We start from the raw sequence: 25511 nt of genomic DNA on the forward strand, positions 1-25511 counted from the left end.
ACAAAAGGAGTGATTTATTTGAAAACCTTTATAAAATCCATTCAAACAAACATTGTAACAAACCCTAACTTATTAATCATTCAAAGTCGTCTCCATAATCCCAATCTTTATTCGTCTGCTAAATGGATTATTTTCGATGCTGAGAACAAAAAGAGTTTTTTAATTTCAAGTTTCAAAATAATCAGTATATTAATTAAAGCTTCTGTTCCTATTAATATAGATGACCTCTTAAGTTACTTTAAAAATGATAGCCAAGTAACAAAAAATTTAATCTATAAATTAATTGATTTAAATATAATTCGAAAATCAATTTATCCTTTGAAAACCCAAACAAATTATACATATTTATATCAGTTATCAAACTTTAATTATCCGTTTCGAGATTATAGCGATCCCTTTTGGCTGGAAAAAGACTTAAAAATTATGGACCAATATAAAAGACATACTACACCTCCTTCAATATATCGTAAGGTAGAAGGGGAACCAATATTTCTAAAAAAACCGACATTGAATGATACAGTGAGCATTGTTAAAAACGGACCAATAAATGAAAATTTCATTGCTAATTTATTATATTTAACTCTTGGAAAAATAGGAGAAATTAAAGGTCCTACAGGACCTTTGTTAAAAAGAACAAGTCCTTCAGGAGGTGGGAGACATCCTACTGAAGGGATTTTACTTATCAGAAAAGCAATCGGGAATATTAAAGAGGGGAATTATGCCTATGATACAGAAACACATTCACTTGTAAAACTAGATAGCAGTAATATTAAATTAGATCATATCTTACCAGAAGGGACAGATTTTTCAATATTATTCACTGTTTGTCCAGAAAGAGCTATGTGGAGATATAGAGACATTCGAGCTTTTCGTCCAATGCTAATCGATATTGGACATGTTATAGAAACATTTAAACTTTTAATATCAAAGGCCAGTTATAATTTAATTAAAGGGGGAATAACTGAAGCAACTGAAGTAGCAGAAACATTAGGAATTAATTGGATGAAAGAGCCTGCATTTAACATTTTACATGTCGGCATAGAAAAAATGAATCTTAATAACCAAAATAAAATTTACACCCCTGTTTTCCTAAAAAAATTGGTTAATAGAGTAAGTTCATATACTGCTTTAAATTTATTAACAAATCCATTTTCCTGGATTGAAATTAAAAACGGTGCAATTTTCTTAAATATCATTTATCCAGAGCAAAGACAATTACATTTAAATATTTCAGACCTTGAAGTACTAACTCATTGTTTACCCTCTCAAAGAGGGGATCGATTAACTGATATAAAGAACATATTAAATTCTGTTAACTATTATAATGAAGATCCAGAAAAGAGACTCTATAATCTCATAAACAATTATGGACTCATTCCTGAACCCATAGCTAAAGATTGGTATAATCATATAGCTAAGTGGTCGATATATGGTTGGTATCCTTCTTTACTTCAACATGCCCATACTATTACAGAACTGAGCTACAAAAAAAATTCAAGTTTTTATGAAGAAAGTCCAAGAAGGGGATTTGAGAATTTAGAAAATTCATTAATGAAAAGAAGAACAGTTAGAGAATTCGAGAATGATATTGTAACCTTTGAATCTTTTAAAAACATTATCGATTCAATTTTCCCTATAACAGAAGGTTTGTCTTTAAATATATATATAGTCGCTTTTAATATAACAAAAATAAAAAATGGTTGTTATAAGATTATCAATAAAGATGACCGCTGGCAAATAAAAAAAACCGGGATCAGTTTAAACAGAAAAGAATTTCAGGATTTAGCAATTGGGCAGTATCCTGCAAGTGCAGGAGCGTTTAATATTGTAATGATAAATGAAATGGATGTTTCTTCATCAAAAAAATACGAAGAACAATTTATATCTTTAGGAAAATTAGGTCAGCGCATATGTTTAACTGCTACGAGAGAAGACTTGGGTGTATTTTTAACTCCTGCAGTGAAAGACAAGGCCCTTTTCGGAAAATTAGGAATTACACAATATGATAGATGTGCAACATATTTATTCAGTATTGGAGTTCCGAAAGGAGAAAGATAATATGTTATTCGAATTATTGTTTGAAAAAGTTTTTAAAAAAGGATGGAAATGTGCCTTATTAAATTCTAAAGAAAAAATTTTTTTATACGATCCTAAAGAAAAATATATGGTTATAATTCCCATAACAGAGTTAAAGCTATTGCTTGAAAAATTAGATGAATTTAATTCATTAAATAAACTAACTTATATTTTTATAAATAAAGGATGATTCTATGGTAAAAAAACATTCAGCTTTTTTCGAAATGTTTGGTTCACTTATAAAAGTAGAATGTTTACATGAAGAATGCTTGAAACAAATCAAGGAACATTTCCCAATTTTCATTAGTGAAGATCCATATACAGGTCCTGATATTATAGTAGAGTGTGACTGGAAAGAACAAGGGCGGTATTTGTTTCGATCAAGACCTGAAAATCAATCTGGTATATTAGAAGGTATTCGTATAAAATTGCCCGGAGGTTCTTCTAATTATACTGTTTGGGACAAGCTTGAACCCCCTTTACCGCCTTTTTCAGTACCACCTTTATCAAATCGATTTATCGGAATCCATGCCTCTTGCATTTCTGACAGTAATGGTAATAGTATGTTAATTGTCGGAGAAAGGGGATATGGAAAAAGTACTTTATCCTTAGAGTTAGTTAACAATTATGGTTATTATTTAGTTACTGATGAATTATCGATAATACATAATCGCAGTAATATAGTTGAACCTTACCCACGACCACTTGGAATTTGGGAAACTAATTCAGAGTGTGAGCTTATAAAAATAAACGTACCAGCTACAGAAGTTTGCGAACGGATTGCCGATACACCAACAGTAATTAAACAAATTATAATATTAGATAAAAAAATGAGTCATATTTCTTCCCCTTTAATAAAAAAATTAGATAGCTATTTAATATTAAAAGCTTTATTGACACAACATATAAACTTAGGGTTAAATATGGGTGATGCAATATCTACATTAGTTAATTTATCTGTGAAGATTCCTTCTGAACAATTGATATATTCAGATTTTAACCATTTAAGAGAAGCCGCCGATATTTGCGATATCCTCTTTAAGAAAAATATTAATTATAGGAGGAAAAATGTTTTTAATAAGAAAAGCCAAAGTGTCAGACGCTAATTCAATTGCCGAAGTTCATGTGGAAAGTTGGAAAACCACATATCAAGGAGTATTGCCTGATGACACGTTATCTAAGCTCTCTGTCGAAAATCAGGCAGAGCTTTGGAAAACTTCATTAAGTGATCCTCAAAATCAAGATATTGTCTATGTTGCAGAAGAAACCGACGGTAAAATTATAGGCTTTGCTTCCGGAGGTCCAAATCGCGATCATCTTAGCAAATATAAGGGTGAAGTTTCCGCGATTTATCTGTTGTTACAGTATCAAAAAAAAGGAATCGGCTCTCGACTAATGAGGGCGGTTGTAGAGGAGCTTGTAAAGAAAAACATAAAATCATTAATGGTATGGGTTTTAGCCGGTAATCCATCGATAAATTTTTATGAAAAATTAGGTGGAAGGCAGAGCACAACAAAACAAATACAATTCGGTGAAGATTATTTCAAAGCCATTGCTATCTGCTGGACGGATATAAATAGTTTTTTGTTATAAAATGATCTCCGCGTTATTATATGCTCCCCTAAAGGTAGGGCAGATGAAATAAAAAAATCTGTTTGGCTGCTTTGGGGGAGTCGGGATGCTCGTTACCAGGCCAATGATCGCACCCGTTATCCAGCCAAATTAGCTCGCATAAAAAGAGGCTGGGTTTTATATCATCCCAAGCCTCTTCATTGATCTCATTTCCCCTTCGCCTTCTTCCGCTTCTCCTTCTCAGCCCGGTAAAATTCATGAAACATCTTCATCAGCGCCCGCTTCTCAATCCGAGACACATAGCTCCGCGAGATCCCAAGCTCCTTCGCGATCTCGCGCTGCGTTTTTTCTTTCTTCAAATCAAGACCGAAGCGGCCGACGATGACTTCTTTTTCTCTGCCGTCAAGGATGTCGATGTATTTTTTGACTTTTTCAAGCTCCATGTTGAGCTGGATGGTGTCGATGACGTCTTCGTTTTCTGATTTGAGGACATCAATCAAACTGATTTCGTTGCCTTCTTTGTCCTGGCCGATCGGGTCGTGGAGTGAGACGTCTTTTTTCGTTTTTTTCAATGCCCGCAAATGCATGAGGATCTCGTTTTCTATACACCGCGCCGCATAAGTGGCGAGCTTTGTTCCTTTTCCGGCTGAATAGCTTTCGATTGCTTTGATCAGCCCGATCGTTCCGATGGAAATCAGGTCTTCTGCATCCTCGCCTGTGTTTTCGAATTTTTTGACGATGTGGGCGACCAGCCGGAGGTTATGCTCGATCAGCATGTTTCTCGCGTGTTCATCCCCCTGGGCCATCAGCTCCAAGTACTTTTTTTCGTCACTGCTTGACAGCGGTTGTGGAAAGGCATTGTTTTTCACATATGATACTAAAAAAACGAGTTCCTTGATGACATAACCGAGCGCTGCAAAAACACCTGTCATTATCGGCACCTCCACATAATGTATGTAGGCAGAAGCCTATATGTAAATGTATGTGGGAGGGGGGATGTCTGTGTCTGTACGCGGCAAAATTGCCGGACTGCCAAATATTCCGGCGTTCTGTTCTGCATGAAGCCGCTTGTTTTCGCCGGTGATGGCGACTGGTGCAACCGCTTCCATTTTTTATCCGTTTACAAAAGTTAACAAGAGCGGGATAATAAAGGCAAGGAGGTGAGGGTGCCGGACGGTTCACCATAGGGTAAACGTTATCAACCAGTCGGTCCGGTGCGGCAGATGAAAAACAAACGTCTGTTCATACTTTCGTTAATTGTACTGAGCGTGGTCATGATCGGAGTTCAGGAAACCTTCCCAAACCCGCTGACGACAGGTTTAATGACTGTCGTTATTGCGGTGGCAGTTTTTAATATTTTAAAAGAATCGCTGAATAAAAAAGATGAAACACACAGCAAATGAGGCGACAGAAAGCGTTTGCTTCTATCGCCAATAAGAAAACCGGCTCAAAGTGGTGAGCCGGTTTTCTTATTTGTTAGTCTTTCAATGCTTTTCCCATGCCTTTTAAAAATTGCAGGCCGAAGCCGACGGCCCGGTTGATGTCCGGGTCGTTCATGGCTTTCAGCAGATCGAGGACTCCGGTTTTTTTATCGCTTTTTAAAAAGTCTTCTCCTTGTTTTGTGCCGGCGACGATGCTTTCTACCAGTTTCCCCATGATTTCCGGTTCGGCTTTGGAGAGCGCGCCGCCTGTCGCAATGGCTGTATTCATCAGGTTTTTGACCGGCTCTTTAGACAGCTGGCCGAGGACGATTTTGGCGATATCTTCCTTCGCGCCGATCATGCTGTCTGCGGCATCAAGGACCCCGAGGCCGTTCAGTTCGCCGAGAAGCTTCATCGTTTTTGAAACGGCGGCTTCCTGTTCAGCCAAAAGGGTTTTGAGTTCTTCTAATTTTTCAAGCTTCATTTGCTCCTCAGATTTGTCTTCTTTGCGGATGGCGGTGATGGGAGCTGCCATGTGTGATGACCTCCTTTTGATTTAGTCTGTTAAATGAACGTACCCCGGACGCTTCCATTTCCGCTCGACTTCAGCTCCGTTTTGCGGATGGCGTTTCTTATTGCGCGGATTTGTTTTCGGCAGCGGCGGTTCTGCGCATCCGCCGAGCACTTCCATACGCACTTTTGTCTGCTTGTAAGCAGGTGTATTGGTACGCGCATCTACTGCGGGGCCTGTCAAGAAATTGATCGCCGATTCTTTATCTGTCGAGTTCATCGGCAAATACAATTCGTTCGCTCTAACCCGGTCTGTCACAAGCGCGGTTAATTTTACGGAGCCAAACGGCGAGATCAGTCTGACCTGCGATCCGTCGCAGATGCCCCTGTCTTTGGCGAGCTCAGGCGAGACTTCAACAAAGACGTCCGGCACTTTGGCTTGGATGCCTGCTGATTTGTTCGTCATATTTCCTTCGTGAAAATGCTCCAGCATTCGGCCGTTGTTAATGTGAAGGTCGTACTCTTCAGGGAATTCGGCAGGCTCTGTCCAGTCTGCTAGGGCAAAGCGCGCTTTCCGATCAGGGAAGTTAAAGCCGTCTTCATATAAAAGAGGCGTGCTTTCTCCGGTCAGGCTGCCCCACAGGAAGCTGTTCCATCCTTCAATTGCGTCATAATCCGCCTTTGCGAACAGTGGTGACAGGCTTGCCATTTCTGAAAAAATGTCTCCCGGGTGGCTGTAATGCCAGTCAGCTCCAAGCCGGTTTGCGATCTCTTGAATGATGACCCAGTCCGGCTTTGCGTCTCCGAGGGGCGAAAGGGCCTGATACAATCGCTGGACGCGTCTTTCCGTGTTTGTAAAAGTTCCTTCTTTTTCAAGCGAAGCTGACGCAGGCAGAACAACGTCGGCGTATTGGGCTGTTTTTGAAAGAAACATATCCTGAACCACAAGGAAATCAAGGCTTGATAAAATGTCATGGACCCGGTTTGCGTTTGAATCGACTAAAGCCATATCTTCTCCGACGATATACATGGCTTTCATTTTGCCTTCTTCAACGGCGTGAAGCATTTCGATGTTGTCGAGACCGGGCTTCTCGTCGATTGTTGTGCCGTAAGCTTTTTCGAACTTTTTCCGCGCTTTGTCATCTGTAATATGCTGATATCCCGGAAGCCAGCCGGGAAGCGTCCCCATATCGCAGGCGCCCTGGACATTGTTGTGGCCGCGGAGCGGGTACGCCCCAGCGCCCGGGCGGCGGTAATTGCCGGTAGCTAAAAGAAGGTTTGAAATCGCGGCGGACGTGTCGGAACCGCCTGTGTTTTGGGTGACTCCCATCCCCCAGAGGACGCACGTGCCGTCGGCGTCACGGATCATCTCAGCGATTTGGATCAGCGTCTGTTGATTAATGCCTGTGATTTTTTCTGCATATTCAAGGGTGTATGTCTCAAGCGATTGTTTATATTCTTCAAAGAAATTGACGTTTTCATTGATAAACGCCTGATCGTGCCAGCCTTGGTCGATCATATACTTCGTCACGGCCATCAGCCATACTTGATCAGTTCCTTGCCGCGGTCTGATAAACAGATCCGAGCGTTCGGCCATTTCGTTTTTGCGAAGGTCGGCGACGATCAGCTTTTGTCCGTGAAGCTTATGGGCGCGCTTCACACGGGTTGCCAGTACCGGGTGGCCTTCGGCCGGGTTGGCGCCGACGATGATGACGAGGCCTGCTTTCGCGATGTCTTGAATGGTGCCGGCATCACCGCCCATGCCGACTGTGCGGAATAATCCGTCCGTTGCCGGAGACTGGCAGTACCGCGAGCAGTTGTCGACATTGTTTGTGCCAAATACTTGCCGCGCCAGCTTTTGCATCAAGTAGTTTTCTTCATTCGTAATTTTTGAAGACGAAATAAACCCGACGGCGTCTTTTCCGCTCTGCTCCCGAATCGAGCCTAATCTGCGGGCGACGTAGTCAAGCGCTTCTTCCCAAGTTGATTCTACAAATTCGTCATTTTTGCGGATCAGCGGTTTGGTTAAACGTTCTTCCGCATTTACGAAATCCCATCCGAATTTCCCTTTCACACACGTCGAAATGGCGTTGACGGGAGCTTCTGACACAGGCTGAATTTTTAAGATGTCACGGCCTTTTGTCCATACTTCATATGAACAGCCGACACCGCAAAATGTACAGACGGTCTTTGTCTTTTTGATCCGCTGTGAACGCATCGCCGCCTCGACTTCTGAAACGGCAAAGATGCTGCTGTATCCCGGCTCTACATCTTTGACAAGGTCGATCATTGGCTCCATGACATCCGGTTTGATGCCTGTCATGAACCCGGCTTTTCCAAGCATCGATTTTTCCATTAACGCATTGCACGGACAAACCGTGACACACTGCCCGCAGCTGACGCATGATGACTCGTTGATTGAAACGCCTTCATCCCAGATCACCCGCGGCCGTTCACGCTCCCAATCAATTGAGAGCGTCTCATTGACCTGCAGGTTTTGGCACACTTCAACACATTGTCCGCATGCGATGCACTGATTCGGATCATAGCGGTAAAAGGGGTGCGACATATCGACTGCGCAAGACGGGTCTTCTTTTGGCGTGTAAGGGTATTTCTGCTCTTCGATTCCCATCATTTCTGCCGTATTATGTAGCGTACAGTTGCCGTTGTTGTTGTCGCATACCGTACAATAAAGCAAATGGTTTTCGAGCAGGCGGTCCATTGCTTCTTTTTGTGCTGCTTTGACCCGTTCTCCAGACAGGCTGACCGTCATTCCGTCTTCTGCCCGCAGGGAGCATGCCCGTTTTAATTTTCCGTCTGCTTCCACAATACAGGTATCACACGTTTGAATAGGATCCGTCTCCGGAACATGGCATATTTGCGGGTGTTCAAACCCGTTTTTGTTCAATATGTCTAAAACGGTTGCCCCGGCCGCTGCTTTAATTTCTTTGCCGTCTATCCGGACACTGATTGGCTTTCCGTCCATCTTTATTCCCCTCCATCATCTTTTCAAAATCAAAAAAGCCATGTACATATATACCGAATCCTGGCGCGGAAAGCGGTATAGACATACATGGCGGAATAGTTTACTAGCAAAGCTTACTAACAGACCAATCCTATATTGTCAGAATTCGATAGATTCATAACACGACGGTATTACAAATCCATCAGCCCGGCTTTTATTATAAAGTGATATTGATTATAATTCAATAGAATAGGAAAATTTTAACCAAGTGAAATGTCTAAGGGGACATCGAGACAGATGGAAGGTTTAAACGGAAGGGGTATGCATGATGTCTAAAAAAATCCACGAATTCAACGATATGATCCGCAAGCTTCGAAAAGAGCTGTTTGGCAAGGGGCCTGAACGGATTCACACGGTCTTTGTCGACAATATGGCAGTTTCGACGCTTTACGGCAATTTGACGGCGAGCGAGCAATTTATTGCAAGCACGTCGGAGGGAAGGGAAATGGTCCATGCCGCAAGGACGACCCTGATTCAGAAACACTACTCCAATCACGTGCCTGAGGGAATGGAGCAGCTCATCGGAGCGAAGCTCGAGCACCTTTTTACAGACATCAAAATTCAGGAGGATATTGCGGTGTCTGTTTTTATCTTTGACCGCAATATTGAATACGGCACCGAATCAGCCAGCGGGGCTTGACGATCGGTCTCAAGTTCGAGGGGGAGTCATGATGATTGAACTGAAATCGAGTGAAAAACGAAAAGCAAAGGTTTTGTTAACAGAAGAAAGTCCGACATTCGCGCATGCGATAGCCGAAGGACTTATCGAAGGAAACGTTTATATCGATGATTTCCTCACACCGGCCACTGTTCTTTTTCGAACAGCTACCGGGATTTATTATGTCGCTGGAGATATCCCCGACAGCGGAAGGAGCGAATGGCTTCATTATCTGAATGAACAGAGGAACGGAGCGCGCTTTACCGTGTTTTCGGCTTCTGAAGAGTGGGACGCCTTTTTAATCGGGGGGCTTGGCGAGCCTCTGCAGCAAATGGAGCGCGTGTCATTTTTCCTCGGAAAAGAGGAATATGTTCGCAGCGCCGCATTTGCCGGTGTTGAAAGATTTTCTGAAGATGACCTTCAAAAAAGCGTGAATTTTACGGAAAAATACGCGGTTGAGTATTGGGGAGGGCCAGGCCGTTTTTTGAAGAACGGTTTCGGATTTAAAGTGTCGCATGAAGGTGTGATCGCCAGTGAATGTGTCACCATTTTTTGTTCGGAACGCTTTGCCGAAGTTGATATCGTAACACACCCGGATTACAGGGGACGTGGGTTTGCAGTCCGCTGCGCCGGCGCCTTTATCGCGTATGCAATAGAGAACCGCTTGAAACCGCGCTGGGATTGCGACCGGCAAAACGACGCATCGATTCGCCTCGCTGAAAAATTAGGCTTTCGACCTGTCAAAACATATTCATTGTTTGTCGGAAAACCGTGAACCAATACGAATGTTTTTAAACAGGGGGGACAGGTTAAAGGCATAGTAAGGACTAAACGCTTGCAGGATGGCAGAGATTTCTCCCATTGAAAGTGCAGCTTCTCTCCTATATGATCGTAGTATTGGCTTTTGGAGGTGGTACGAATGAAAAAAAGCTTGGTGATGGTCCTCGTCTTTCTGCTTCTGCTTGCAGGCTGCGGAGAGGACGATCCCAGAAAAGTCGTAGCATTTGGAGACAGCAATACACGCGGCTCAAATTGGCAATTTCGCGATTATCCAAAAGCGGAAAAATGGGTCAATTTACTTCAGACTTCCCTTCAAGGGCAGTACAAAATAAATAATGCGGGAATAGGCGGAGAAACAACGGAAGACGCCAGGCTTCGGTTCAGGAAGGATGTGCTGGATGACGAGCCGGCATATCTTTTTATCATGTTCGGAACAAATGATGCAGCAATTCTTGCGAAAGGGCTGCCGCGCGTATCGAAAAAAAGGTTTAAAGAAAACCTCTATTATTTTGTTAAAGAAAGCCGCCGCCGCGGGATAGAGCCGATATTAATGACGTGCCTGCCGATCGTCGAAGGAAGCGGGGACAACATCTTTTATTATGCAAGATACCGGGCTGCTTCGTTTGAAAAATACGGAGGAGCGCGTAAATGGCACGATTCCTATAATGACGTCACAAGGGAAACGGCGCGTGAACTTGATGTTCCGCTAATCGACAACTGGAAAAACATCGTGAAAAAAGCAGGCGGAGCTACAGATGAGAAGCTGATCCATTCGGGGTTTATCGACCCATCGGGAAATCACTTAACCCCAAAAGGCGCGCGAATTATTTTTGAAGGAATTAATGAAAGTAAAGTCATAAAAACTTCTTGATTTAAGTAAAAGGCCTAGCCATTTCTCCTTTTTCTTCATAGGCTGTTACTATAACAGTCTAAAGGAGGAATGATGCGATGGGATATCCTTTTCCCGCTGGTCCGTGTTCGTACCCGGCTTATCCCGGATATGCAGGCGCCGCATACGGATATGCGTTCGTTGTCGTCCTTTTAGTCGTCCTGCTCGTCATCGGCGGGTTCTACTGGCTTAGTCCTCACGGATTCTTCAAATAGCACCTCTTTTAGAGAGGTGTTTTTTCATGAAAAACAGTAGTAAGCGTATTATTCAAGTGATATAATATCAACCTAAGTGAAAAAAAGCGGTAAGAGCGCTCGGGAGTGCTTGAGCTATGAAGAGACGGAAAGCAGATGACCGAGCGACCTTCTTTTGATTTCGGTTTCAATCAGCTCGATGAATTCGCGGTTCAAATTCATCTCATTTGCTTTAATGTATGATTCTATTAAAAGTTCATCAGACAGCTTTTTCATACTCGGTACCCATTTAATGGGGAAGACACCTCCTCGTAAAAATTGGAATAACCTGTTTGGAATGAGCATAAAATGTTAAGTTATATGATCTTTGTTTGAAGTACCTATAATCTATCATGAATATTGGGCGAGAACAATCGTTCTGTTATCCACACCAAAAAGTGGATAACTTGTGGGTATCATGTTTATAATTTAATAAAAGGTCGATGAAATATGAGTGGATACTGTGTGTAATTTTATCCACACCTGTTGAAGAATCCTATTATATGTCGAAAACTTTTCGGACAGCCGATTTTTTAAGACACTTTTAGATTTGATTCGACACATTGAAAAAAGAAGCAGTAATTGAAAGGAAAGGGTGCGGCTTTGTGTTAAAAAAGTTCTTTTTGCCGGATGAATTTGTAAAAAATATTTTTCATATTACCCCTGAAAAACTAAAAGAGCGCAATGTAAAAGGTATTATTACGGATTTGGACAACACGCTTGTAGAATGGGACAGGCCTAGTGCGACACCGCGTCTCATCGAGTGGTTTGAAGAGATGAAAGAGCACGGCATTAAAGTGACAATTGTCTCAAATAATAATGAAAAACGCGTCAAAATATTTTCTGAACCGCTTAATATTCCGTTTATTTACAAAGCGAAAAAGCCGATGGGCAGAGCTTTCAGAAAAGCCGTCAAAAATATGGGTCTTAAAAAAGAAGACGTCGTTGTCATAGGAGATCAGCTCATGACAGATGTGCTGGGAGGGAACCGCAATGGGTTCCATACCATTCTTGTCGTGCCTGTGGCTGCTTCCGACGGCTTTTTTACGCGTTTCAACCGCCAGGTGGAACGCAGAATTCTCAGCGCTTTAAAACGGAAAGGCCATATTCAGTGGGAGGACTAAAGAATGGAAAAGGTAGTTTGTATCGGATGCGGAGTCGCCATTCAAACCGAAGATAAAAATAAACTGGGCTACGCGCCTGAAGCATCGCTGTTAAAAGATAATGTCATCTGTCAGCGCTGCTTCAGATTGAAAAATTATAACGAAATTCAGGATGTTTCACTGACGGACGATGACTTTTTGAAAATCCTGCACGGCATCGGGGAAACGGATTCGCTTATTGTGAAAATCGTCGACATCTTTGATTTCAATGGAAGCTGGATCAACGGCCTAAACCGCTTTGTCGGAGGCAATCCGATCTTATTAATAGGAAACAAAGCAGACATTCTCCCTAAATCAGTCAAGCGCGAGCGCCTTGTAAACTGGATGAAGCGCGAAGCGAAAGAGCTCGGCTTAAGGCCTGTTGATGTGCTGCTCGTCAGCGCCGGGCGCGGGCAGGGGATGAAAGATGCGATCGACGCGATCGAACATTACAGACAAGGCAAAGACGTATATGTCGTCGGGTGTACGAACGTAGGGAAATCAACGTTTATCAATCGGATTATTAAAGAGGTTTCCGGAGAGGGCGACATTATTACGACATCCCAATATCCGGGGACGACGCTTGACGCGATTGAAATTCCTCTGGATGACGGATCGGCGATGTATGATACGCCGGGAATCATCAACCATCATCAAATGGCGCATTATGTCGCGAAACGCGATCTTAAAATATTAACGCCGAAGAAGGAGCTGAAGCCCCGCACCTTTCAGCTGAACGAAGAACAGACGCTGTTTTTCGGCGGATTGTCGCGGTTTGATTATGCAAGCGGAGGCAGATCTTCGTTTGTATGCTATATGCCGAATGAACTCAACATCCACAGAACAAAGCTTGAAAACGCGGATCAGCTGTATGAAAAGCACGCTGGGGAAATGCTTGCTCCCCCTGCAAAAGAAGATCTTGACTCGTTTCCGGAGCTTGTTAAACATACGTTTACGATTAAAGAGCCGAAAACGGACGTTGTGTTCTCGGGCCTCGGCTGGGTAACTGTCCAAGAGGCGAACCAAAAAATTGTTGCCCACGCGCCTAAAGGTGTTCACGTGTTTTTACGCAGATCTCTAATATAAGTGCTAAGGGGAGAGAGTTATGAAACCGATATACGGACTGATTGGCAATCCGGTGGCTCATTCCATGTCTCCGGACATCCATAATGCGGCTTTGGAGGATCTTTCTTTAGAAGGGTATTATCACGCTTTTCGCGTGGAAAATGAAGATCTTGAAGATGCTGTGAAAGGTATGCGAGCCCTTGGTATTCAAGGGTTTAATGTGACCGTCCCCCATAAAGTATCGATCATGAAGCATCTCGACCGTATTGATGAAAGCGCCGAAGCTCTCGGGGCGGTCAACACTGTCAGAAGAGAAAAAGAAGGGCTGGTCGGATATAATACAGATGGAGCAGGGTTTCTTAAATCGCTGAAGCCATCCCTTGATCGTCCCCTTTCTGAGCTCTCGATACTGTTGATGGGAGCCGGCGGTGCGGCGAGGGCGATATTTACCACTCTGGCAGCTGAGATGCCGAAGCAGCTGGACGTCGCGAATCGTACGCCTGAAAAGGCACTAGCGTTCACTCGGCGTTTTGAAGGAGAGGCACGTGCTTTGTCGTTGCAGGAAGCGGAAGCAGACTTGTCAGCATATGATATCGTGATTCAAACGACGTCGGTCGGGATGCATCCGAACATCGAAGCTGCCCCGCTTTCATTGGCGAATGCGAAAGAAACGTGCCTTGTATGCGATATTATCTACAATCCGCTGAAAACGGCCCTGTTGCAGGAGGCTGAAGCAAAAGGCTTGAAAACATTGGACGGAGTCGGCATGTTCATCGGCCAGGCGGCCCTAGCTTTTGAGCTGTGGACCGGACATGAGCCGAATATGGAAAAAATGAAATCAATTGTGTTGCAGCAACTAGGAGGAAAATCATGCTAACAGGAAAACAAAAACGCTATTTGCGCCGGGAAGCGCATCATCTGTCACCGATTTTTCAAGTCGGTAAAGGCGGAGTCAACGAAAACATGGTCAAACAAATCAGTGAAGCGCTTGAAGCCAGGGAATTGATCAAGGTGAGCGTGCTGCAAAACTGCGAGCAGCCTAAAGACGAAGTAGCCGAAGCGCTGGCGGCCGGAGCACGCGCCGAACTGGTGCAGACGATCGGAAACATTATCGTGCTGTATAAGGAGTCTGAAGAAAATAAAAAAATTGAGCTTCCTTAACGCTTAAAGGTGGTAATCATGAGGAAAATCGGGATTTTTGGAGGGACATTTGATCCTCCGCACAACGGGCATTTATTAATGGCAAATGAAGTCCTGTATAAACTGGATCTTGATGAAATTTGGTTCATGCCCAACCAAATTCCGCCGCATAAACAAAAAAACTCGTTTTCGTTAAGTATGCACAGGGCGGAAATGTTGAAGCTCGCTATATCGGGGAAAGAGCAATTTAAATTGGAGACGATCGAACTTGAAAGGGAAGGCCCTTCTTATACATTTGATACCGTTCGCCTGCTGAAAGACCGATATCCAAACGATGAGTTTTACTTTATTATCGGCGCGGATATGGTGGAATACCTGCCGAAATGGTCAAACATTGACAAGCTTGTCAACATGATTCAATTTGTCGGGGTGAAACGGCCCGGCTTTCAAATTGAGACGCCGTATCCGCTCGTTTTTGTCGATGTGCCTATTTTTGAAGTGTCATCATCTTTACTTAGGGACCGCATTAAAAATCAGCAGCCGACAGATTATTTAATCCCTGACGAAGTGAAGGTCTATGTGAAGGAGAATCATCTATATGAAACGTGAGGAAGCCTTAGCCTGCGTGCAAGAACAGCTGACAGAACAGCGCTACATCCATACGGTCGGCGTAATGGAGACGGCTGTAAAACTTGCCGAACGGTTTGGCGCAGATGTGAAAAAAGCCGAAATCGCCGCGATATTTCATGACTATGCCAAATTTCGCCCGAAAGAGGAAATGAAACAAATCATCCTCGACGGAGGCGGGCCGCTTGAAGTGCTCGATTTTCATCATGAACTATGGCATGCGCCGGCAGGAGCAACGCTTGTCAAAACAGAGGTTGGAATTACGGATGAAGACATCCTGTCAGCAATTCGATTCCATACATCTGGAAAGCCGAATATGACTCTTCTTGAGAAAGTGATTTATGTAGCGGATTATATCGAGCCGGGCCGCCGTTTTCCAGGGGTTGAAGAGGTTCGGACTCTAGCTGAAGAAGATTTGGATTTGGCCCTTATCCAGGCATTGAAAAATACGATTACCTTTTTAATTTCAAAAAATCAGGCTGTTTATCCGGAAACGGTCGCCACATATAATGCTTTAGTAAACGATAGACATTAGGAGGAATTACTGAATGGATCAAGCTTCAATTTTAAAAATTGCCGCAGAGGCCTGCGATGATAAACGGGCGGAAGATATTATCGCCTTGAATATGCAGGGGATTTCCCTCGTGGCTGATTATTTTCTGATTTGCCACGGGAATTCTGACAAACAGGTTCAGGCCATTGCCCGGGAAATTAAGGATCAAGCTGAAGAAAATGGAATCGACGTGAAGAAAATGGAGGGCTTTGACGAAGCCAGATGGGTTTTGATCGATTTGGGCGATGTCGTTGTCCACGTTTTCCACAAAGAGGAACGAGGCTATTACAACCTTGAAAAGCTGTGGGGAGACGCGCCGACTGAAGACCTTTCGTTCGGAGTTAATGAATGATCTATAAAGGATTTTCCGGTATTTATGACAAGCTGATGTCTCACGCTCCTTACGATGAGTGGGTCAGCTGGATTGAAAAAACGATCGGTGCACAGCAGAAAGAACGTATACGGATACTTGATCTGGCGTGCGGAACGGGTGAAATATCGGTCCGCTTGGCTGAAAAAGGCTACGATGTCACAGGAATCGATATCAGCGAAGATATGCTTGCCCAGGCTCAGTACAAAGCAGCCGTCCGGCAGCTCGATATTCAGTTCTTTCAGCAGGATATGCGCGAAATTGCCGGGCATGGGCAAGAGTTTGACGCGGTTGTGATCTGCTGTGACTCGCTGAATTATCTAAAGAGCGAAAAAGACGTTTTCAATACTTTTAAAAACGTTTTTTCTCTATTAAAAGAAGGCGGGCTTCTTCTGTTTGATGTTCATTCCATTTACAAAATGGATGTCGTTTTTCCGGGAAGTACGTATGCCGATCAGGATGAAGAAGTCAGCGTCATTTGGCAAAGCTATGTGGGGGATGAGCCTCATTCAGCTGTTCACGATTTGACCTTCTTCGTAGAAAGCGGAGGCGTATACGAAAGGTTTGATGAATCGCATGAACAGCGGACTTTCCAGACGGAAAAGTATATCAGCTTATTGCGGCAAGCCGGATTTGAGGTGCAGTGCGTGACTGCCGATTTTTCAAAATTGGAGCCTGGCGCAGAGTCGGAACGTCATTTTTATACAGCGAAAAAAACAAAAACCATCGTTTAATCGTAACGATGGTTTTTCATAATGCATTTTTCCTTTGTTGAGATCTCAGCGCATTCGTGAAACAATGAATCAAACGGAAAATTGCTTCTTGACTAGAGCGATATCTTCTTCATACTTCAAATGGGTGTTTCGGAACATCTGGCGGAACATATCCTGAACGCCGCTTTCCAGCGCCTTAATTCCCTCACCGGTTACACCGCCTTTAACGCACACCTTTTCCTGCAGGGCGGGCAATGTGTAATGCCCTGTTTCGAGCAGCCTTCCCAAACCTACCAGCATTTCTGTCGTCATTAAAATCGCGTCTTCTTTTGATACGGAGGTTTCTTCGACAGCGGCCTGAATAAACTCCTGAACCAAATAACTGACAAAGGCGGGGCCGCAGCTGACAATGTCTGAGGCGACCCTCGTAATCCCGCTTTCGATTTCAAGAGGGATTGAGATCTTGCTCACTAAAGCCGTCAATTTTTCTTTTGCCCCAGCTGTGCAGCTTTCTCCGAAAGTCAATAATGACACGCCAGACAACGCTCTGTTCGTAATGCTCGGGATCACTCTTGCCGCCTGGCAGGAGATGATGGCTTCCAGCTGTTCGACCTGCACCGGACTCGTAATGGTGACCACAATCTGATCGCGGGTGAAGACGGGTGAGAGCCGCTTTAGCAAAGGATAAATATCCAGCGGCTTTACACAGATAAACACGGCATCACTTTCCGTAATCACTTCTTCCGGCCGTTCTGCAACCTGAATGTCTGGGAATCGTTTTTTTATGTTTAACGCTTTGTCGATCGTTCGGTTAGTAATTGTTAAAGATGAGGGAATGACCGCTCTGGATTCAATCAACGCCTCAATTAAAATGGTCCCCATATTTCCTGTCCCGATAAAGCCGATATTCAATCGTTCTCCCCTCCTTTGAACCTGTATCTTTTAAACGATATGAAGGCTTCAGTAAAAATATGTATGAAAGCAGGTGAGCAGTTTGACAGATTGGCTAAAACAATATAAATGGCATGCGGCGGGAGGAGTGGCACTCGTCTTGATCATCAGCGCGGCCTTCATGCTGTTAAGCGGAAAGCGTGAAACTTCATCCGACATTTCCATTCCTGAAGAGGCTTCTGCACAGACTTTTGACAAGAAAGAGGAAGTGAAGCTTAAAAAAAACGCGGGGAGAGAGGAGGTTATCATCGATTTGAAAGGCGCTGTGAAAAATCCGGGCGTCTATCAAATGAAGGAGGGAGACAGGGTGCACGATGCATTGAAAAAAGCAGGCGGCACCGAGAAAAAAGCGGACCAACAGCAAATTAATCTGGCGGCCGTTTTGCGGGACGGTATGGTTCTTTACATTCCATTTGAAGGGGAAGAGGCCGCTGGCTCTCTTTCGGAAGCGGACTCAAGAGCAGACGGCAGCTCAGGTGATATCGTCAATATCAATACGGCTTCCTCTGAGGAGCTTCAGACGATTCCCGGGATCGGTCCTTCAAAAGCGGAAGCGGTAATCGAATACCGTGAGGAGAACGGAATGTTTCAGACGATTGAAGACATAACAAACGTTTCGGGAATTGGAGAGAAGTCTTTTGAAAGAATAAAATCTTCAATCACGGTAAAGTAAATTGACGTTTGCGGATAAACATATGTAAACTTAGGGAAGTCGACATCGTATTTTTGGAGGGAAAACAAGTGGAACGGATTTCTTGGGATCAATATTTTATGGCGCAAAGCCATTTGCTGGCGCTTCGCAGCACGTGTACAAGGCTTGCTGTAGGGGCGACGATTGTCAGGGATAAACGAATTATCGCAGGGGGCTACAACGGATCGATCGCCGGAGGTGTTCACTGTGCGGATGAAGGCTGCTATATGGTGGACGGGCATTGCATCAGAACGATTCACGCCGAGATGAACGCGATTCTTCAGTGTGCAAAATTCGGCGTTCCGACCGAAGGCGCTGAAATATATGTCACGCATTTTCCGTGCATTCAATGCTGTAAATCGATCATTCAGGCAGGTATTAAAACGATATACTATGCGAAGGATTACAAAAACCATCCTTACGCGGTTGAACTTTTCGATCAGGCTTCTGTTAAAGTGGAGCAGGTAGAGCTCGATGAGATGATTATCGACTTAAAAAACCAGGAAAAGTTATCGTTTGTGGCCGATCTGATCAAACAGCTGGCTGATAAAGGCCTTGAGGAAGAGGAAATCAGGAAAATACACGCAGAGGCCAACAAACTGTTTACAAGCTACGTGTAATTCAATGGACAGACATCGCATCTTCCCGTGCGGAGCGATTTCAGCGGCAGCCGGAATCGCCTCCGCTCACTCTTCTCTTTATCTCTTCCTCGCCGTCGGTTTTTTTCTGTTCTTTATCCTCTGTTTCTTCAACAAACAAATGCTCCTTTTCATCATATGTGCAGCGATTTGTATTTTATATTTCACTTCTTTTTACATGATCGACCATTTCAATACAACGATTTATCATGAAGGCAAATTTCACACGCTCGCTTCTGTTCGGGATATCCCCATAATGGACGGAGACCGGCTTTCATTCACAGCCGAAACAGATAAGGGGGAAGCTTTGAAAGCGGGCTATACGATCCGGTCTCCGCAAGAAAAACGGGCGCTCTCCGCTCTTCAGCCGGGAAGCATCTGTGTCATGCAAGGTGAATTAAGAGCGCCGAAAAAAGAGACGGTTCCTGGAACTTTTGATCAAAAAGAATCCTTGTATCAAAAAGGGATTCACTGGATATTTGCGGTTCAGTCCATTGAAAACTGCAAGCCGGGCGGCGGTCTTATGCCATTTCTATTGAACATCCGAAAAGCGGGCCTTGATTTTACAGAAGAAAATATGGCGAACCCGGCTGCCGGTATTGTAAGAGCGCTTACTTTCGGTGACCGGTTTCTCATTGAACAAGATGTACTGGACGGCTATCAGCGCCTTGGGATCATTCACCTTTTAGCGATTTCCGGGCTTCATGTCGGTCTGTTGTCGGCCGCTCTGTTCCACGTATTTATTCGCTTCGGTTTGACAAGAGAATGCGCCAAATGGCTGCTCGTTTTCGGGCTGCCCGTTGCGGCAGTTTTGACCGGAGGCGCCCCGTCGGTAGTGAGGGCGGTTCTCATGTCTGAAATCTATCTGCTGGCATCACTGTCTAAAAAGAACTTCAAAAGCGCCGATGTGATCAGCCTCGCCTGCCTCGGACTGCTGCTGTATCATCCTTATCTGCTATTTCAAGCCGGATTTCAGCTTTCTTTTGCCGTATCCTTCGTTTTCATTCTTTCAAAAGAAATATTGAACAAGCCGAAAAGCCGAATCTCTCAGCTGCTATTGGGGTCATTTTTGGCTCAGCTCGCTTCCCTTCCTATTCTGCTTATTCATTTTCAAGAGTTTTCATTTCTCAGCACAGTAATGAATCTGCTTTTCATACCTCTCTATATTTTTATCATCATGCCGCTGTCTTTCGGAAGCCTGTTGGCTTTCATATGTTTTCGTCCCTTGAGGGAGGCGGCAGCCTGTGTGCTGGACCGTCTGCTTGTGTGGAGCCATCAGGCTGTTAAAGCGGTGTCTGCCGCAGATGTTTTCGTTTTTTCTGCGGTTAAACCGCCGGATATTTTGTTGTTTTTCTACTTCGCAGCTATTTTTCTGTTTTTGCTGTTTCTTGAAAAAGAGATGTCGTTTCGTGCGGTTATGATTTCGTCCGGCTTCCTTGCCGCTGTGTTTGCTATTCACTTATATCTTCCTCAGTTTGCAGGAGAAGGAGAGGTCACAATGCTTGATATCGGCCAAGGTGACAGCATGTATGTCAGCGCTCCCGGTCAGAATGGCACCGTCTTCATTGATACGGGAGGAACCGTATCCTTCCGGAAAGAGCAGTGGAGAAAGCGGAAAAAGGATTTTTCCCTGGGAGAGAGCGTATTAATGCCATTTCTGGCATCCAAAGGAGTCAAGAAGCTCGATGCTTTAATTTTGACTCATGCTGATCAGGATCATATTGGTGAAGCTCAAGTGCTGATCCAAAAACATAAAGTCAAGCAATTGATCGTGCCGAAAGGCTTCGCAGCCGAACCGTCTGATGAAAAGCTGCTTCGCCTTGCCTTGAAAGAAGGCGTCAAGGTGCATGTAGCCAAAAGAGGTGACATCCTTCATATTGGCAATCTTGAATTTTATGTTCTTTCACCGAAAGAGGCGGACAAAAACAGCAAAAACAACGGTTCCCTCGTATTGTGGATGAAAGCGGGCGAATTTTCATGGCTGTTAACGGGCGATTTGGAGAAAGAAGGTGAAAATGAGATCATGAAAGTGTATCCGAATCTTAAAGCGGATATTCTGAAAGTCGGTCACCATGGAAGCAAAGGTTCTACGGGGGAAGATCTGATTAAGCAAATTGAGCCGAAAGCAGCCATCATTTCGGCGGGAGAGCACAACCGCTACGGCCATCCCCACGGGGAAGTGCTGGATATCTTAAACCGCCACCATGTGAAGGTATTCAGAACGGATCGGCACGGTTCGATTCAGTACCTATTTCGAGGCGGAAACGGAACGTTTTTGCTTCATCCCCCATATGATAAAGTACATTCCCCGCAAGAAAAAAAGACTGCTGAAAAACAGCAGCCGTCAAAAAGCCGCTTGCCTGACGGAGAGTAAAGCGGTGTCCATGACTTGGCTTGATTAAGCGGCCAGATGTATAACAGTAGCGATAATAAACATTGTAGCGAAAAAGCCAAAAGACACGATAAAACCGACACCTGAATCTACAAGATCGTTACGTTTGCTTTGCACGTCTTTTTCAAATTCATTCACAATTTACCCCTCCTATTGATATCCAGTATAATTCAATTCTTTGCAAAAATCTAGGAGCTTCATGCAACCGTTTTCTAAAATTTATGAACATCGTCTTCTATAAACTGACCCGGGGGTTTATGGAAGGCGTTTATTATAAATGAGAGAGCGGGTGACTCCGCTTCTCTCTTTACTAATTGCAAAACACGCTTTAGGATAGAAAGGAAGGATGAAAGAGGGGAAAATGCAGATGACGGTATTTGATATTTGGAAAAGCTTAAAAAAAGGCGATATTCATCCTGTTTATTGTTTATACGGGAAAGAGACGTATCTTCTGCAGGAGACGGTTCAAAGGATCAGACAAGCCGTTGTTGATGAAGAGACGAAGGATTTCAACCTTTCCGTATTTGATCTGGAAGAAGAGGCATTGGACCTTGCTGTTGAAGATGCTGAAACTTTTCCGTTTATGGGGGATAAGCGTCTTGTTGTTGCGAAAAACCCGTCTTTTTTAACAGCTGAAAAAAAGAAAGATAAAACGGAGCATAACCTCGGGAGCCTGGAGGATTATATTGTGCAGCCGGCGCCTTATTCTGTTTTTGTGCTGCTCGCTCCTTATGAAAAGCTTGATGAGAGGAAAAAGCTGACCAAGCTCTTGAAAAAACACGCCCATATGGTTGAAGCAAAAGAACTGAACGGCCGGGAAACGGCTGATTTTATCGCAGGGCTTGCAAAATCAGAGGGGAAGCTCATAGAACGAGAAGCGGCGGAGGAGCTTGTCATCCTGTGTAATGCCAGCCTGTCGGCCATTGCCCAAGAGGTGAAAAAGCTTAGTACATATATTGGTGATCGGGATTCGATCACGCTTGAAGACGTCAAAAAGCTCGTTGCCAGAGGTCTCGAGCAGAACATTTTTGAATTGATCAACAAGGTTGTGAACCGGAAGCGTACAGAAGCGCTGCAGATTTTCTATGATCTGTTAAAGCAAAATGAAGAACCGATCAAAATGATGGCGCTGATCGCAAACCAGTTCAGGCTTTTGATGCAGACGAAATACTTTTCGCAGCAGGGGTACGGGCAAAAGCAAATCGCCTCAAACCTCAAAGTTCACCCGTTCAGGGTGAAGCTCGCGATCGACCAGGCGAGGCTGTTTTCTGAAGAAGAGCTGAAAAGCATCATCGAGCATCTCGCCGTTATGGATTATGAAATGAAGACAGGCAAAAAAGACAAGCAGCTCCTGCTTGAGCTGTTTTTGCTCAAGCTTTTGCAGTCCGATTGAAAAAACGGCTCTCTAATTTTAAGAGAGCCGTTAGGCTGTCGAGAAAATCTCGACAGCCTTTTCAGTTATCCTTATTTCTTTTTCCATTTACCTTCATAATCGGCAAGCTTCACCCTTAGGTGATAAAACATGCTTTGCATATCGCTTCGCTTCGGCTTTGAGGATATTGTCATTAGGATTGTGAGATGCAAAAGCCGGAAGAAACGTGCCGTGACATCGGATAATAGTACCCTCAATCGGCCGTAAATACTCTTCTACAGTGAACATATTGCGGCCCCCAACGCGATATTCTTCTTCCGCTCCGCCTGTTGTCGTAGCAATCATGAATTCTTTGCCTTTCAAGTTTTCGCCTCCGGGGCCGTGCGCCCAGCCGTATGTCAGCACATCATCAAACCATTTTTTCAAAAGAGGCGGACAGCTGAACCAATAAAATGGGAACTGAAGAACGATCCGGTCATATTCAAGTAATAATCGCTGTTCTTTTTCAACATCGATACTCCAATTTTGATACTCCTGATACAGATCACGAATAAAGATATCAGGATGATTTTTCAATTCGTTCATTAGTGCCTTGTTCCATTTGGACTCCCTCAGATTTGGGTGTGCTGCAATTACCATTATGTTCATAAACATCTTCCTTTACTGTTTGTTGTTTTCCTTGAACCTTTGTTCGTCCCAATTATTACGAATATTTTTGGCATTGCAAAGTACGCTTTTTTTTCGTACATAGTCCTTTAAATCGTACGATTGCGGTGAAAGAACTTTTTTATGGTAGTACGGTAAACCGTACTATGTATGTAAAATAAGAGTACTACCGCGAATCAGAATGATATGGTAACGTAACTGATATCACGAATACCGAATCGGGAGTTGACAAAGATGAAGTCAAAAGTACAGGAAATGAAGACGACGGAAGGTATAATCATAACTTTGGCGGCCATAGGAGGAAAATGGAAGCCGCTGATCCTGTTCGTATTACTTCATGAAGGCACCAAACGCTTCGGAGAGCTGAGGCGGATGCTCCCTGGGGTTACACAAGGGATGCTGACCAACCAGCTTAGGGAGCTCGAACATGATGGTCTCGTCAAACGGCAAGTTTATCAGGAAATCCCTCCGAAGGTCGAATATAGTTTAACCGGGCACGGAAAAACGTTGGCGCCGGTGTTGACTGATATGTGCAGCTGGGGATATAAGCATCTCGACTTTGTGAAGCAATTGAGTGATGAAGAGGAATGAGTTTGGCCTAAAAGTCTTTACAACAATGGGGACCTTCATGATTTATGTCTATTTCGCTTCAGTCCGGGGCATTGTTTTTGGGGCGCTTCCCTTTCTTTACTCAAAACGTGTTTCACTTTGATGCCCGCTCCAGTTACTCACAGGTTATAAGTAAAACCATCCTTGCTAAACCGTTATGACGATCCGGGAACCAGTTGGAGCTTCGATTTCTGAAACCGACGATTTCGCAGCCTTTCTTTTTCCGGGAGATAGTTTAACGAGTTTCGGTGTATCCTGAATATGAACAGCAGAGGCCAAACATAGCAAAGGGGCACGATTGCAAAAAAAGAAAAGATAAAATCGGAAACATTGAAATGTGCGGAAAAGGAGAAATGTAAAAATGACAAAGAATTTAAGGACTTGCAGCAAAGGACACGAATATTATAAAAGCAGTGATTGTCCTGTTTGCCCGATTTGTGAGCAACAGCGCAAACCTGACAACGGATTTCTTTCATTGCTCTCTGCGCCAGCCAGACGAGCTTTGGAACACAATGGAATAACTTCTTTGCAGGATCTGTCAAAATACAGCGAAAAAGAGATTTTGAAATTTCACGGTATGGGACCGGCATCTTTGCCTAAATTGCGAGTTGCTTTGAAGGAAAAAGGGTTATCATTTAAAAGTTAAACACCATGAATGATTATACTTGTACATAGCAAGGGAACTTCCTTTTTTGGAAGTTCCCTTGCTATGTATAAAAATCAACAATATTTAGCACAAAAAATAGCGCCGTGCGAGTGAACATAGCTGACAGGTGGAAGGAAAGCTCTTCCCCTTGATAAGTCTTATACGCTATTTCATTTCATGTCCAGTTTACTCAATCCGCGAATATTTCGCTTCGGCACGGGTTCAGGCTTGACGCAAAAAAAGGTCGGACCCCAGAGCATTCTCTTTTCCGCAGAGCCTACCCATGGCTGGATTTTTGCAATGCAGCGCATCGCGCACATTGTCATGTTGATTTTCTTCCGCCAGCGGACCGCGCGGTTTTTACGATTTATCGGCGGTCTGACGGCTTCTCAATTAAGAGAGCCGTTTTTTTGACGGCAAGCAAAAAAGCTTGGCATGGCCAAGCTTTCTATTATGCAGAAAGTCCGTTCACTTTTTTCGCTAGGTTTGATTTGTAACGAGCTGCGGTGTTTTTGTGGACAAGACCTTTTTTAGCTGCTTTATCGATTTTCTTTGCTGCTGCAGAAAGAGCTGCTTTCGCTTTGTCTGCTTCGTTGTTGCTTACGAAAGTTTCAACTTGTTTCATAGCAGTGCGCATTGAAGATTTGATTGTTGCGTTGTGCGCGCGGCGCTCGTTGTTTGTTTTTGTGCGTTTGATCGCTGATTTAATGTTTGGCAATGTGTTTCACCTCCTAAGACATAACCTCTGTTCCTTTTCTATAGGTTAGATCTC

31 protein-coding genes are annotated in these 25511 nt (G+C 43.9%); 23 read left to right on the plus strand and 8 right to left on the minus strand.

Translation table 11 applies throughout. The features are described 5' to 3' along the window. The first annotated feature begins 18 nt into the window (after positions 1-18). The 4 genes from ACVC9U_RS05420 to ACVC9U_RS05435 are packed head-to-tail and all read left to right on the plus strand — an operon-like array spanning position 19 to position 3669. Positions 19-2058 carry a nitroreductase family protein gene (locus tag ACVC9U_RS05420; RefSeq protein ID WP_075752213.1) on the plus strand — a complete coding sequence of 680 codons (2040 nt, stop codon included), beginning with the start codon at positions 19-21 and terminating at the stop codon, positions 2056-2058. Between the two features lies 1 nt (position 2059). Beyond that, complete coding sequence (locus ACVC9U_RS05425; RefSeq protein WP_075752215.1) at positions 2060-2266, plus strand: hypothetical protein; 207 nt, start codon at positions 2060-2062, stop codon at positions 2264-2266. A 4-nt stretch (positions 2267-2270) separates the two neighbouring features. Then, positions 2271-3182: a phosphoenolpyruvate carboxykinase (ATP) gene (locus ACVC9U_RS05430; protein WP_075752217.1), complete on the plus strand. Its 912-nt coding sequence runs from the start codon at positions 2271-2273 to the stop codon at positions 3180-3182. Next, positions 3145-3669 (plus strand): GNAT family N-acetyltransferase, encoded by a 525-nt coding sequence (locus ACVC9U_RS05435; RefSeq protein ID WP_020452288.1) that lies wholly within the window; start codon positions 3145-3147, stop codon positions 3667-3669. The genes ACVC9U_RS05430 and ACVC9U_RS05435 overlap by 38 nt, the downstream gene beginning before the upstream one ends. Before the next feature lie 185 nt (positions 3670-3854). On the opposite strand, the gene sigK is transcribed toward ACVC9U_RS05435, so the two are convergent. Further along, positions 3855-4580, minus strand: a complete 726-nt coding sequence (gene sigK, locus ACVC9U_RS05440; RefSeq protein WP_003183729.1) for an RNA polymerase sporulation sigma factor SigK — start codon at positions 4578-4580, stop codon at positions 3855-3857. Positions 4581-4871: 291 nt separating this feature from the next. Between sigK and ACVC9U_RS05445 the strand changes: the two genes are divergently transcribed. After that, complete coding sequence (locus ACVC9U_RS05445; protein WP_154495329.1) at positions 4872-5051, plus strand: hypothetical protein; 180 nt, start codon at positions 4872-4874, stop codon at positions 5049-5051. A gap of 73 nt (positions 5052-5124) precedes the next feature. Here the strand turns inward: ACVC9U_RS05445 and ACVC9U_RS05450 are convergent, their stop codons facing one another. Next, positions 5125-5604 (minus strand): helical membrane plugin domain-containing protein, encoded by a 480-nt coding sequence (locus tag ACVC9U_RS05450; RefSeq protein ID WP_075752219.1) that lies wholly within the window; start codon positions 5602-5604, stop codon positions 5125-5127. A gap of 21 nt (positions 5605-5625) precedes the next feature. Beyond that, a complete protein-coding gene (gene fdhF / locus ACVC9U_RS05455; RefSeq protein WP_020452286.1) occupies positions 5626-8565 on the minus strand; it encodes a formate dehydrogenase subunit alpha in 2940 nt (979 codons plus the stop codon). A gap of 307 nt (positions 8566-8872) precedes the next feature. Here fdhF and ACVC9U_RS05460 point away from each other — a divergent pair, with 307 nt between their 5' ends. From ACVC9U_RS05460 to ACVC9U_RS05475, 4 genes are all read left to right on the plus strand, one after another. Continuing rightward, positions 8873-9244, plus strand: a complete 372-nt coding sequence (locus ACVC9U_RS05460; RefSeq protein ID WP_025811122.1) for a Na-translocating system protein MpsC family protein — start codon at positions 8873-8875, stop codon at positions 9242-9244. Between the two features lie 31 nt (positions 9245-9275). Continuing rightward, positions 9276-10037, plus strand: coding sequence for a GNAT family N-acetyltransferase (locus tag ACVC9U_RS05465; protein WP_041817261.1), 762 nt, complete (start codon positions 9276-9278; stop codon positions 10035-10037). A gap of 144 nt (positions 10038-10181) precedes the next feature. Further along, on the plus strand, positions 10182-10913 hold the full coding sequence (locus ACVC9U_RS05470) for an SGNH/GDSL hydrolase family protein (protein WP_075752221.1): 732 nt from the start codon (positions 10182-10184) through the stop codon (positions 10911-10913). Between the two features lie 77 nt (positions 10914-10990). After that, positions 10991-11146: a hypothetical protein gene (locus ACVC9U_RS05475; RefSeq protein ID WP_023855260.1), complete on the plus strand. Its 156-nt coding sequence runs from the start codon at positions 10991-10993 to the stop codon at positions 11144-11146. Positions 11147-11260: 114 nt separating this feature from the next. Here ACVC9U_RS05475 and sda read toward each other — a convergent pair whose 3' ends face one another. After that, positions 11261-11401 (minus strand): sporulation histidine kinase inhibitor Sda, encoded by a 141-nt coding sequence (gene sda / locus ACVC9U_RS05480; RefSeq protein ID WP_003183713.1) that lies wholly within the window; start codon positions 11399-11401, stop codon positions 11261-11263. A gap of 368 nt (positions 11402-11769) precedes the next feature. Between sda and ACVC9U_RS05485 the strand changes: the two genes are divergently transcribed. Genes ACVC9U_RS05485 through ACVC9U_RS05520 form a run of 8 tightly spaced genes read left to right on the plus strand, consistent with a single transcriptional unit; the run spans position 11770 to position 16795 of the window. Then, positions 11770-12288: a YqeG family HAD IIIA-type phosphatase gene (locus tag ACVC9U_RS05485; protein ID WP_020452282.1), complete on the plus strand. Its 519-nt coding sequence runs from the start codon at positions 11770-11772 to the stop codon at positions 12286-12288. Between the two features lie 3 nt (positions 12289-12291). After that, positions 12292-13392, plus strand: a complete 1101-nt coding sequence (gene yqeH / locus ACVC9U_RS05490; protein WP_023855259.1) for a ribosome biogenesis GTPase YqeH — start codon at positions 12292-12294, stop codon at positions 13390-13392. Positions 13393-13411: 19 nt separating this feature from the next. Continuing rightward, positions 13412-14248: a shikimate dehydrogenase gene (gene aroE, locus ACVC9U_RS05495; RefSeq protein ID WP_075752223.1), complete on the plus strand. Its 837-nt coding sequence runs from the start codon at positions 13412-13414 to the stop codon at positions 14246-14248. Beyond that, entirely contained in the window at positions 14242-14532 is a 291-nt protein-coding gene (gene yhbY, locus ACVC9U_RS05500) for a ribosome assembly RNA-binding protein YhbY (protein ID WP_075752225.1), read from the plus strand. The genes aroE and yhbY overlap by 7 nt, the downstream gene beginning before the upstream one ends. 18 nt (positions 14533-14550) lie before the next feature. After that, entirely contained in the window at positions 14551-15120 is a 570-nt protein-coding gene (locus ACVC9U_RS05505; RefSeq protein ID WP_075752227.1) for a nicotinate-nucleotide adenylyltransferase, read from the plus strand. Further along, the gene (gene yqeK, locus ACVC9U_RS05510; RefSeq protein WP_020452278.1) at positions 15110-15673 is read left to right on the plus strand and encodes a bis(5'-nucleosyl)-tetraphosphatase (symmetrical) YqeK; all 564 of its coding nucleotides are present in this window, start codon (positions 15110-15112) and stop codon (positions 15671-15673) included. Before ACVC9U_RS05505 ends, yqeK begins: the two co-directional genes overlap by 11 nt. 13 nt (positions 15674-15686) lie before the next feature. Continuing rightward, on the plus strand, positions 15687-16043 hold the full coding sequence (gene rsfS / locus ACVC9U_RS05515) for a ribosome silencing factor (RefSeq protein WP_020452277.1): 357 nt from the start codon (positions 15687-15689) through the stop codon (positions 16041-16043). After that, positions 16040-16795, plus strand: a complete 756-nt coding sequence (locus ACVC9U_RS05520; protein WP_441390226.1) for a class I SAM-dependent DNA methyltransferase — start codon at positions 16040-16042, stop codon at positions 16793-16795. Before rsfS ends, ACVC9U_RS05520 begins: the two co-directional genes overlap by 4 nt. A 69-nt stretch (positions 16796-16864) precedes the next feature. Here ACVC9U_RS05520 and comER read toward each other — a convergent pair whose 3' ends face one another. Continuing rightward, positions 16865-17686, minus strand: coding sequence for a late competence protein ComER (comER, locus tag ACVC9U_RS05525; protein WP_075752229.1), 822 nt, complete (start codon positions 17684-17686; stop codon positions 16865-16867). Between the two features lie 82 nt (positions 17687-17768). On the opposite strand from comER, the gene ACVC9U_RS05530 reads away from it, so the two are divergent. From ACVC9U_RS05530 to ACVC9U_RS05540, 3 genes are all read left to right on the plus strand, one after another. Next, positions 17769-18398 carry a helix-hairpin-helix domain-containing protein gene (locus ACVC9U_RS05530; protein ID WP_075752231.1) on the plus strand — a complete coding sequence of 210 codons (630 nt, stop codon included), beginning with the start codon at positions 17769-17771 and terminating at the stop codon, positions 18396-18398. Between the two features lie 68 nt (positions 18399-18466). Continuing rightward, the gene (locus ACVC9U_RS05535; protein ID WP_020452273.1) at positions 18467-19036 is read left to right on the plus strand and encodes a ComE operon protein 2; all 570 of its coding nucleotides are present in this window, start codon (positions 18467-18469) and stop codon (positions 19034-19036) included. 4 nt (positions 19037-19040) lie between these two features. Continuing rightward, entirely contained in the window at positions 19041-21428 is a 2388-nt protein-coding gene (locus ACVC9U_RS05540; RefSeq protein WP_441390229.1) for a DNA internalization-related competence protein ComEC/Rec2, read from the plus strand. A gap of 24 nt (positions 21429-21452) precedes the next feature. Here ACVC9U_RS05540 and ACVC9U_RS05545 read toward each other — a convergent pair whose 3' ends face one another. Further along, positions 21453-21584: a YqzM family protein gene (locus ACVC9U_RS05545; protein ID WP_003183686.1), complete on the minus strand. Its 132-nt coding sequence runs from the start codon at positions 21582-21584 to the stop codon at positions 21453-21455. A 229-nt stretch (positions 21585-21813) separates the two neighbouring features. Here ACVC9U_RS05545 and holA point away from each other — a divergent pair, with 229 nt between their 5' ends. Then, complete coding sequence (holA, locus tag ACVC9U_RS05550) at positions 21814-22839, plus strand: DNA polymerase III subunit delta (protein ID WP_167564576.1); 1026 nt, start codon at positions 21814-21816, stop codon at positions 22837-22839. Between the two features lie 93 nt (positions 22840-22932). Here holA and ACVC9U_RS05555 read toward each other — a convergent pair whose 3' ends face one another. Continuing rightward, complete coding sequence (locus ACVC9U_RS05555; protein WP_020452270.1) at positions 22933-23466, minus strand: NAD(P)H-dependent oxidoreductase; 534 nt, start codon at positions 23464-23466, stop codon at positions 22933-22935. A 252-nt stretch (positions 23467-23718) separates the two neighbouring features. On the opposite strand from ACVC9U_RS05555, the gene ACVC9U_RS05560 reads away from it, so the two are divergent. Both ACVC9U_RS05560 and ACVC9U_RS05565 read left to right on the plus strand, forming a co-directional pair. Then, positions 23719-24075: a winged helix-turn-helix transcriptional regulator gene (locus ACVC9U_RS05560; protein ID WP_020452269.1), complete on the plus strand. Its 357-nt coding sequence runs from the start codon at positions 23719-23721 to the stop codon at positions 24073-24075. Between the two features lie 379 nt (positions 24076-24454). After that, positions 24455-24739, plus strand: coding sequence for an RNA polymerase alpha subunit C-terminal domain-containing protein (locus ACVC9U_RS05565; protein ID WP_020452268.1), 285 nt, complete (start codon positions 24455-24457; stop codon positions 24737-24739). Positions 24740-25190: 451 nt separating this feature from the next. On the opposite strand, the gene rpsT is transcribed toward ACVC9U_RS05565, so the two are convergent. Next, positions 25191-25457 carry a 30S ribosomal protein S20 gene (gene rpsT / locus ACVC9U_RS05570; protein WP_020452267.1) on the minus strand — a complete coding sequence of 89 codons (267 nt, stop codon included), beginning with the start codon at positions 25455-25457 and terminating at the stop codon, positions 25191-25193. Positions 25458-25511 lie beyond the last annotated feature (54 nt).

The sequence above is a fragment of the Bacillus sp. GM2 genome (assembly GCF_056155945.1).

Excerpts from the sequence above, each read along its gene's own strand:
- rsfS (WP_020452277.1), top strand. The coding sequence starts at position 15,687 with ATGGATCAAGCTTCAATTTTAAAAATTGCCGCAGAGGCCTGCGATGAT.
- ACVC9U_RS05565 (WP_020452268.1), top strand. The coding sequence starts at position 24,455 with ATGACAAAGAATTTAAGGACTTGCAGCAAAGGACACGAATATTATAAA.
- ACVC9U_RS05560 (WP_020452269.1), top strand. The coding sequence starts at position 23,719 with ATGAAGTCAAAAGTACAGGAAATGAAGACGACGGAAGGTATAATCATA.
- ACVC9U_RS05540 (WP_441390229.1), top strand. The coding sequence starts at position 19,041 with ATGGACAGACATCGCATCTTCCCGTGCGGAGCGATTTCAGCGGCAGCC.
- ACVC9U_RS05445 (WP_154495329.1), top strand. The coding sequence starts at position 4,872 with ATGAAAAACAAACGTCTGTTCATACTTTCGTTAATTGTACTGAGCGTG.
- ACVC9U_RS05425 (WP_075752215.1), top strand. The coding sequence starts at position 2,060 with ATGTTATTCGAATTATTGTTTGAAAAAGTTTTTAAAAAAGGATGGAAA.
- sda (WP_003183713.1), bottom strand. The coding sequence starts at position 11,401 with ATGAAAAAGCTGTCTGATGAACTTTTAATAGAATCATACATTAAAGCA.
- yqeK (WP_020452278.1), top strand. The coding sequence starts at position 15,110 with ATGAAACGTGAGGAAGCCTTAGCCTGCGTGCAAGAACAGCTGACAGAA.
- yqeH (WP_023855259.1), top strand. The coding sequence starts at position 12,292 with ATGGAAAAGGTAGTTTGTATCGGATGCGGAGTCGCCATTCAAACCGAA.
- aroE (WP_075752223.1), top strand. The coding sequence starts at position 13,412 with ATGAAACCGATATACGGACTGATTGGCAATCCGGTGGCTCATTCCATG.
- ACVC9U_RS05465 (WP_041817261.1), top strand. The coding sequence starts at position 9,276 with ATGATTGAACTGAAATCGAGTGAAAAACGAAAAGCAAAGGTTTTGTTA.
- fdhF (WP_020452286.1), bottom strand. The coding sequence starts at position 8,565 with ATGGACGGAAAGCCAATCAGTGTCCGGATAGACGGCAAAGAAATTAAA.
- ACVC9U_RS05450 (WP_075752219.1), bottom strand. The coding sequence starts at position 5,604 with ATGGCAGCTCCCATCACCGCCATCCGCAAAGAAGACAAATCTGAGGAG.
- ACVC9U_RS05520 (WP_441390226.1), top strand. The coding sequence starts at position 16,040 with ATGATCTATAAAGGATTTTCCGGTATTTATGACAAGCTGATGTCTCAC.
- holA (WP_167564576.1), top strand. The coding sequence starts at position 21,814 with ATGACGGTATTTGATATTTGGAAAAGCTTAAAAAAAGGCGATATTCAT.
- ACVC9U_RS05430 (WP_075752217.1), top strand. The coding sequence starts at position 2,271 with ATGGTAAAAAAACATTCAGCTTTTTTCGAAATGTTTGGTTCACTTATA.
- ACVC9U_RS05435 (WP_020452288.1), top strand. The coding sequence starts at position 3,145 with ATGTTTTTAATAAGAAAAGCCAAAGTGTCAGACGCTAATTCAATTGCC.
- ACVC9U_RS05555 (WP_020452270.1), bottom strand. The coding sequence starts at position 23,466 with ATGAACATAATGGTAATTGCAGCACACCCAAATCTGAGGGAGTCCAAA.
- sigK (WP_003183729.1), bottom strand. The coding sequence starts at position 4,580 with ATGACAGGTGTTTTTGCAGCGCTCGGTTATGTCATCAAGGAACTCGTT.
- ACVC9U_RS05460 (WP_025811122.1), top strand. The coding sequence starts at position 8,873 with ATGTCTAAAAAAATCCACGAATTCAACGATATGATCCGCAAGCTTCGA.
- ACVC9U_RS05475 (WP_023855260.1), top strand. The coding sequence starts at position 10,991 with ATGGGATATCCTTTTCCCGCTGGTCCGTGTTCGTACCCGGCTTATCCC.
- yhbY (WP_075752225.1), top strand. The coding sequence starts at position 14,242 with ATGCTAACAGGAAAACAAAAACGCTATTTGCGCCGGGAAGCGCATCAT.
- ACVC9U_RS05470 (WP_075752221.1), top strand. The coding sequence starts at position 10,182 with ATGAAAAAAAGCTTGGTGATGGTCCTCGTCTTTCTGCTTCTGCTTGCA.
- ACVC9U_RS05505 (WP_075752227.1), top strand. The coding sequence starts at position 14,551 with ATGAGGAAAATCGGGATTTTTGGAGGGACATTTGATCCTCCGCACAAC.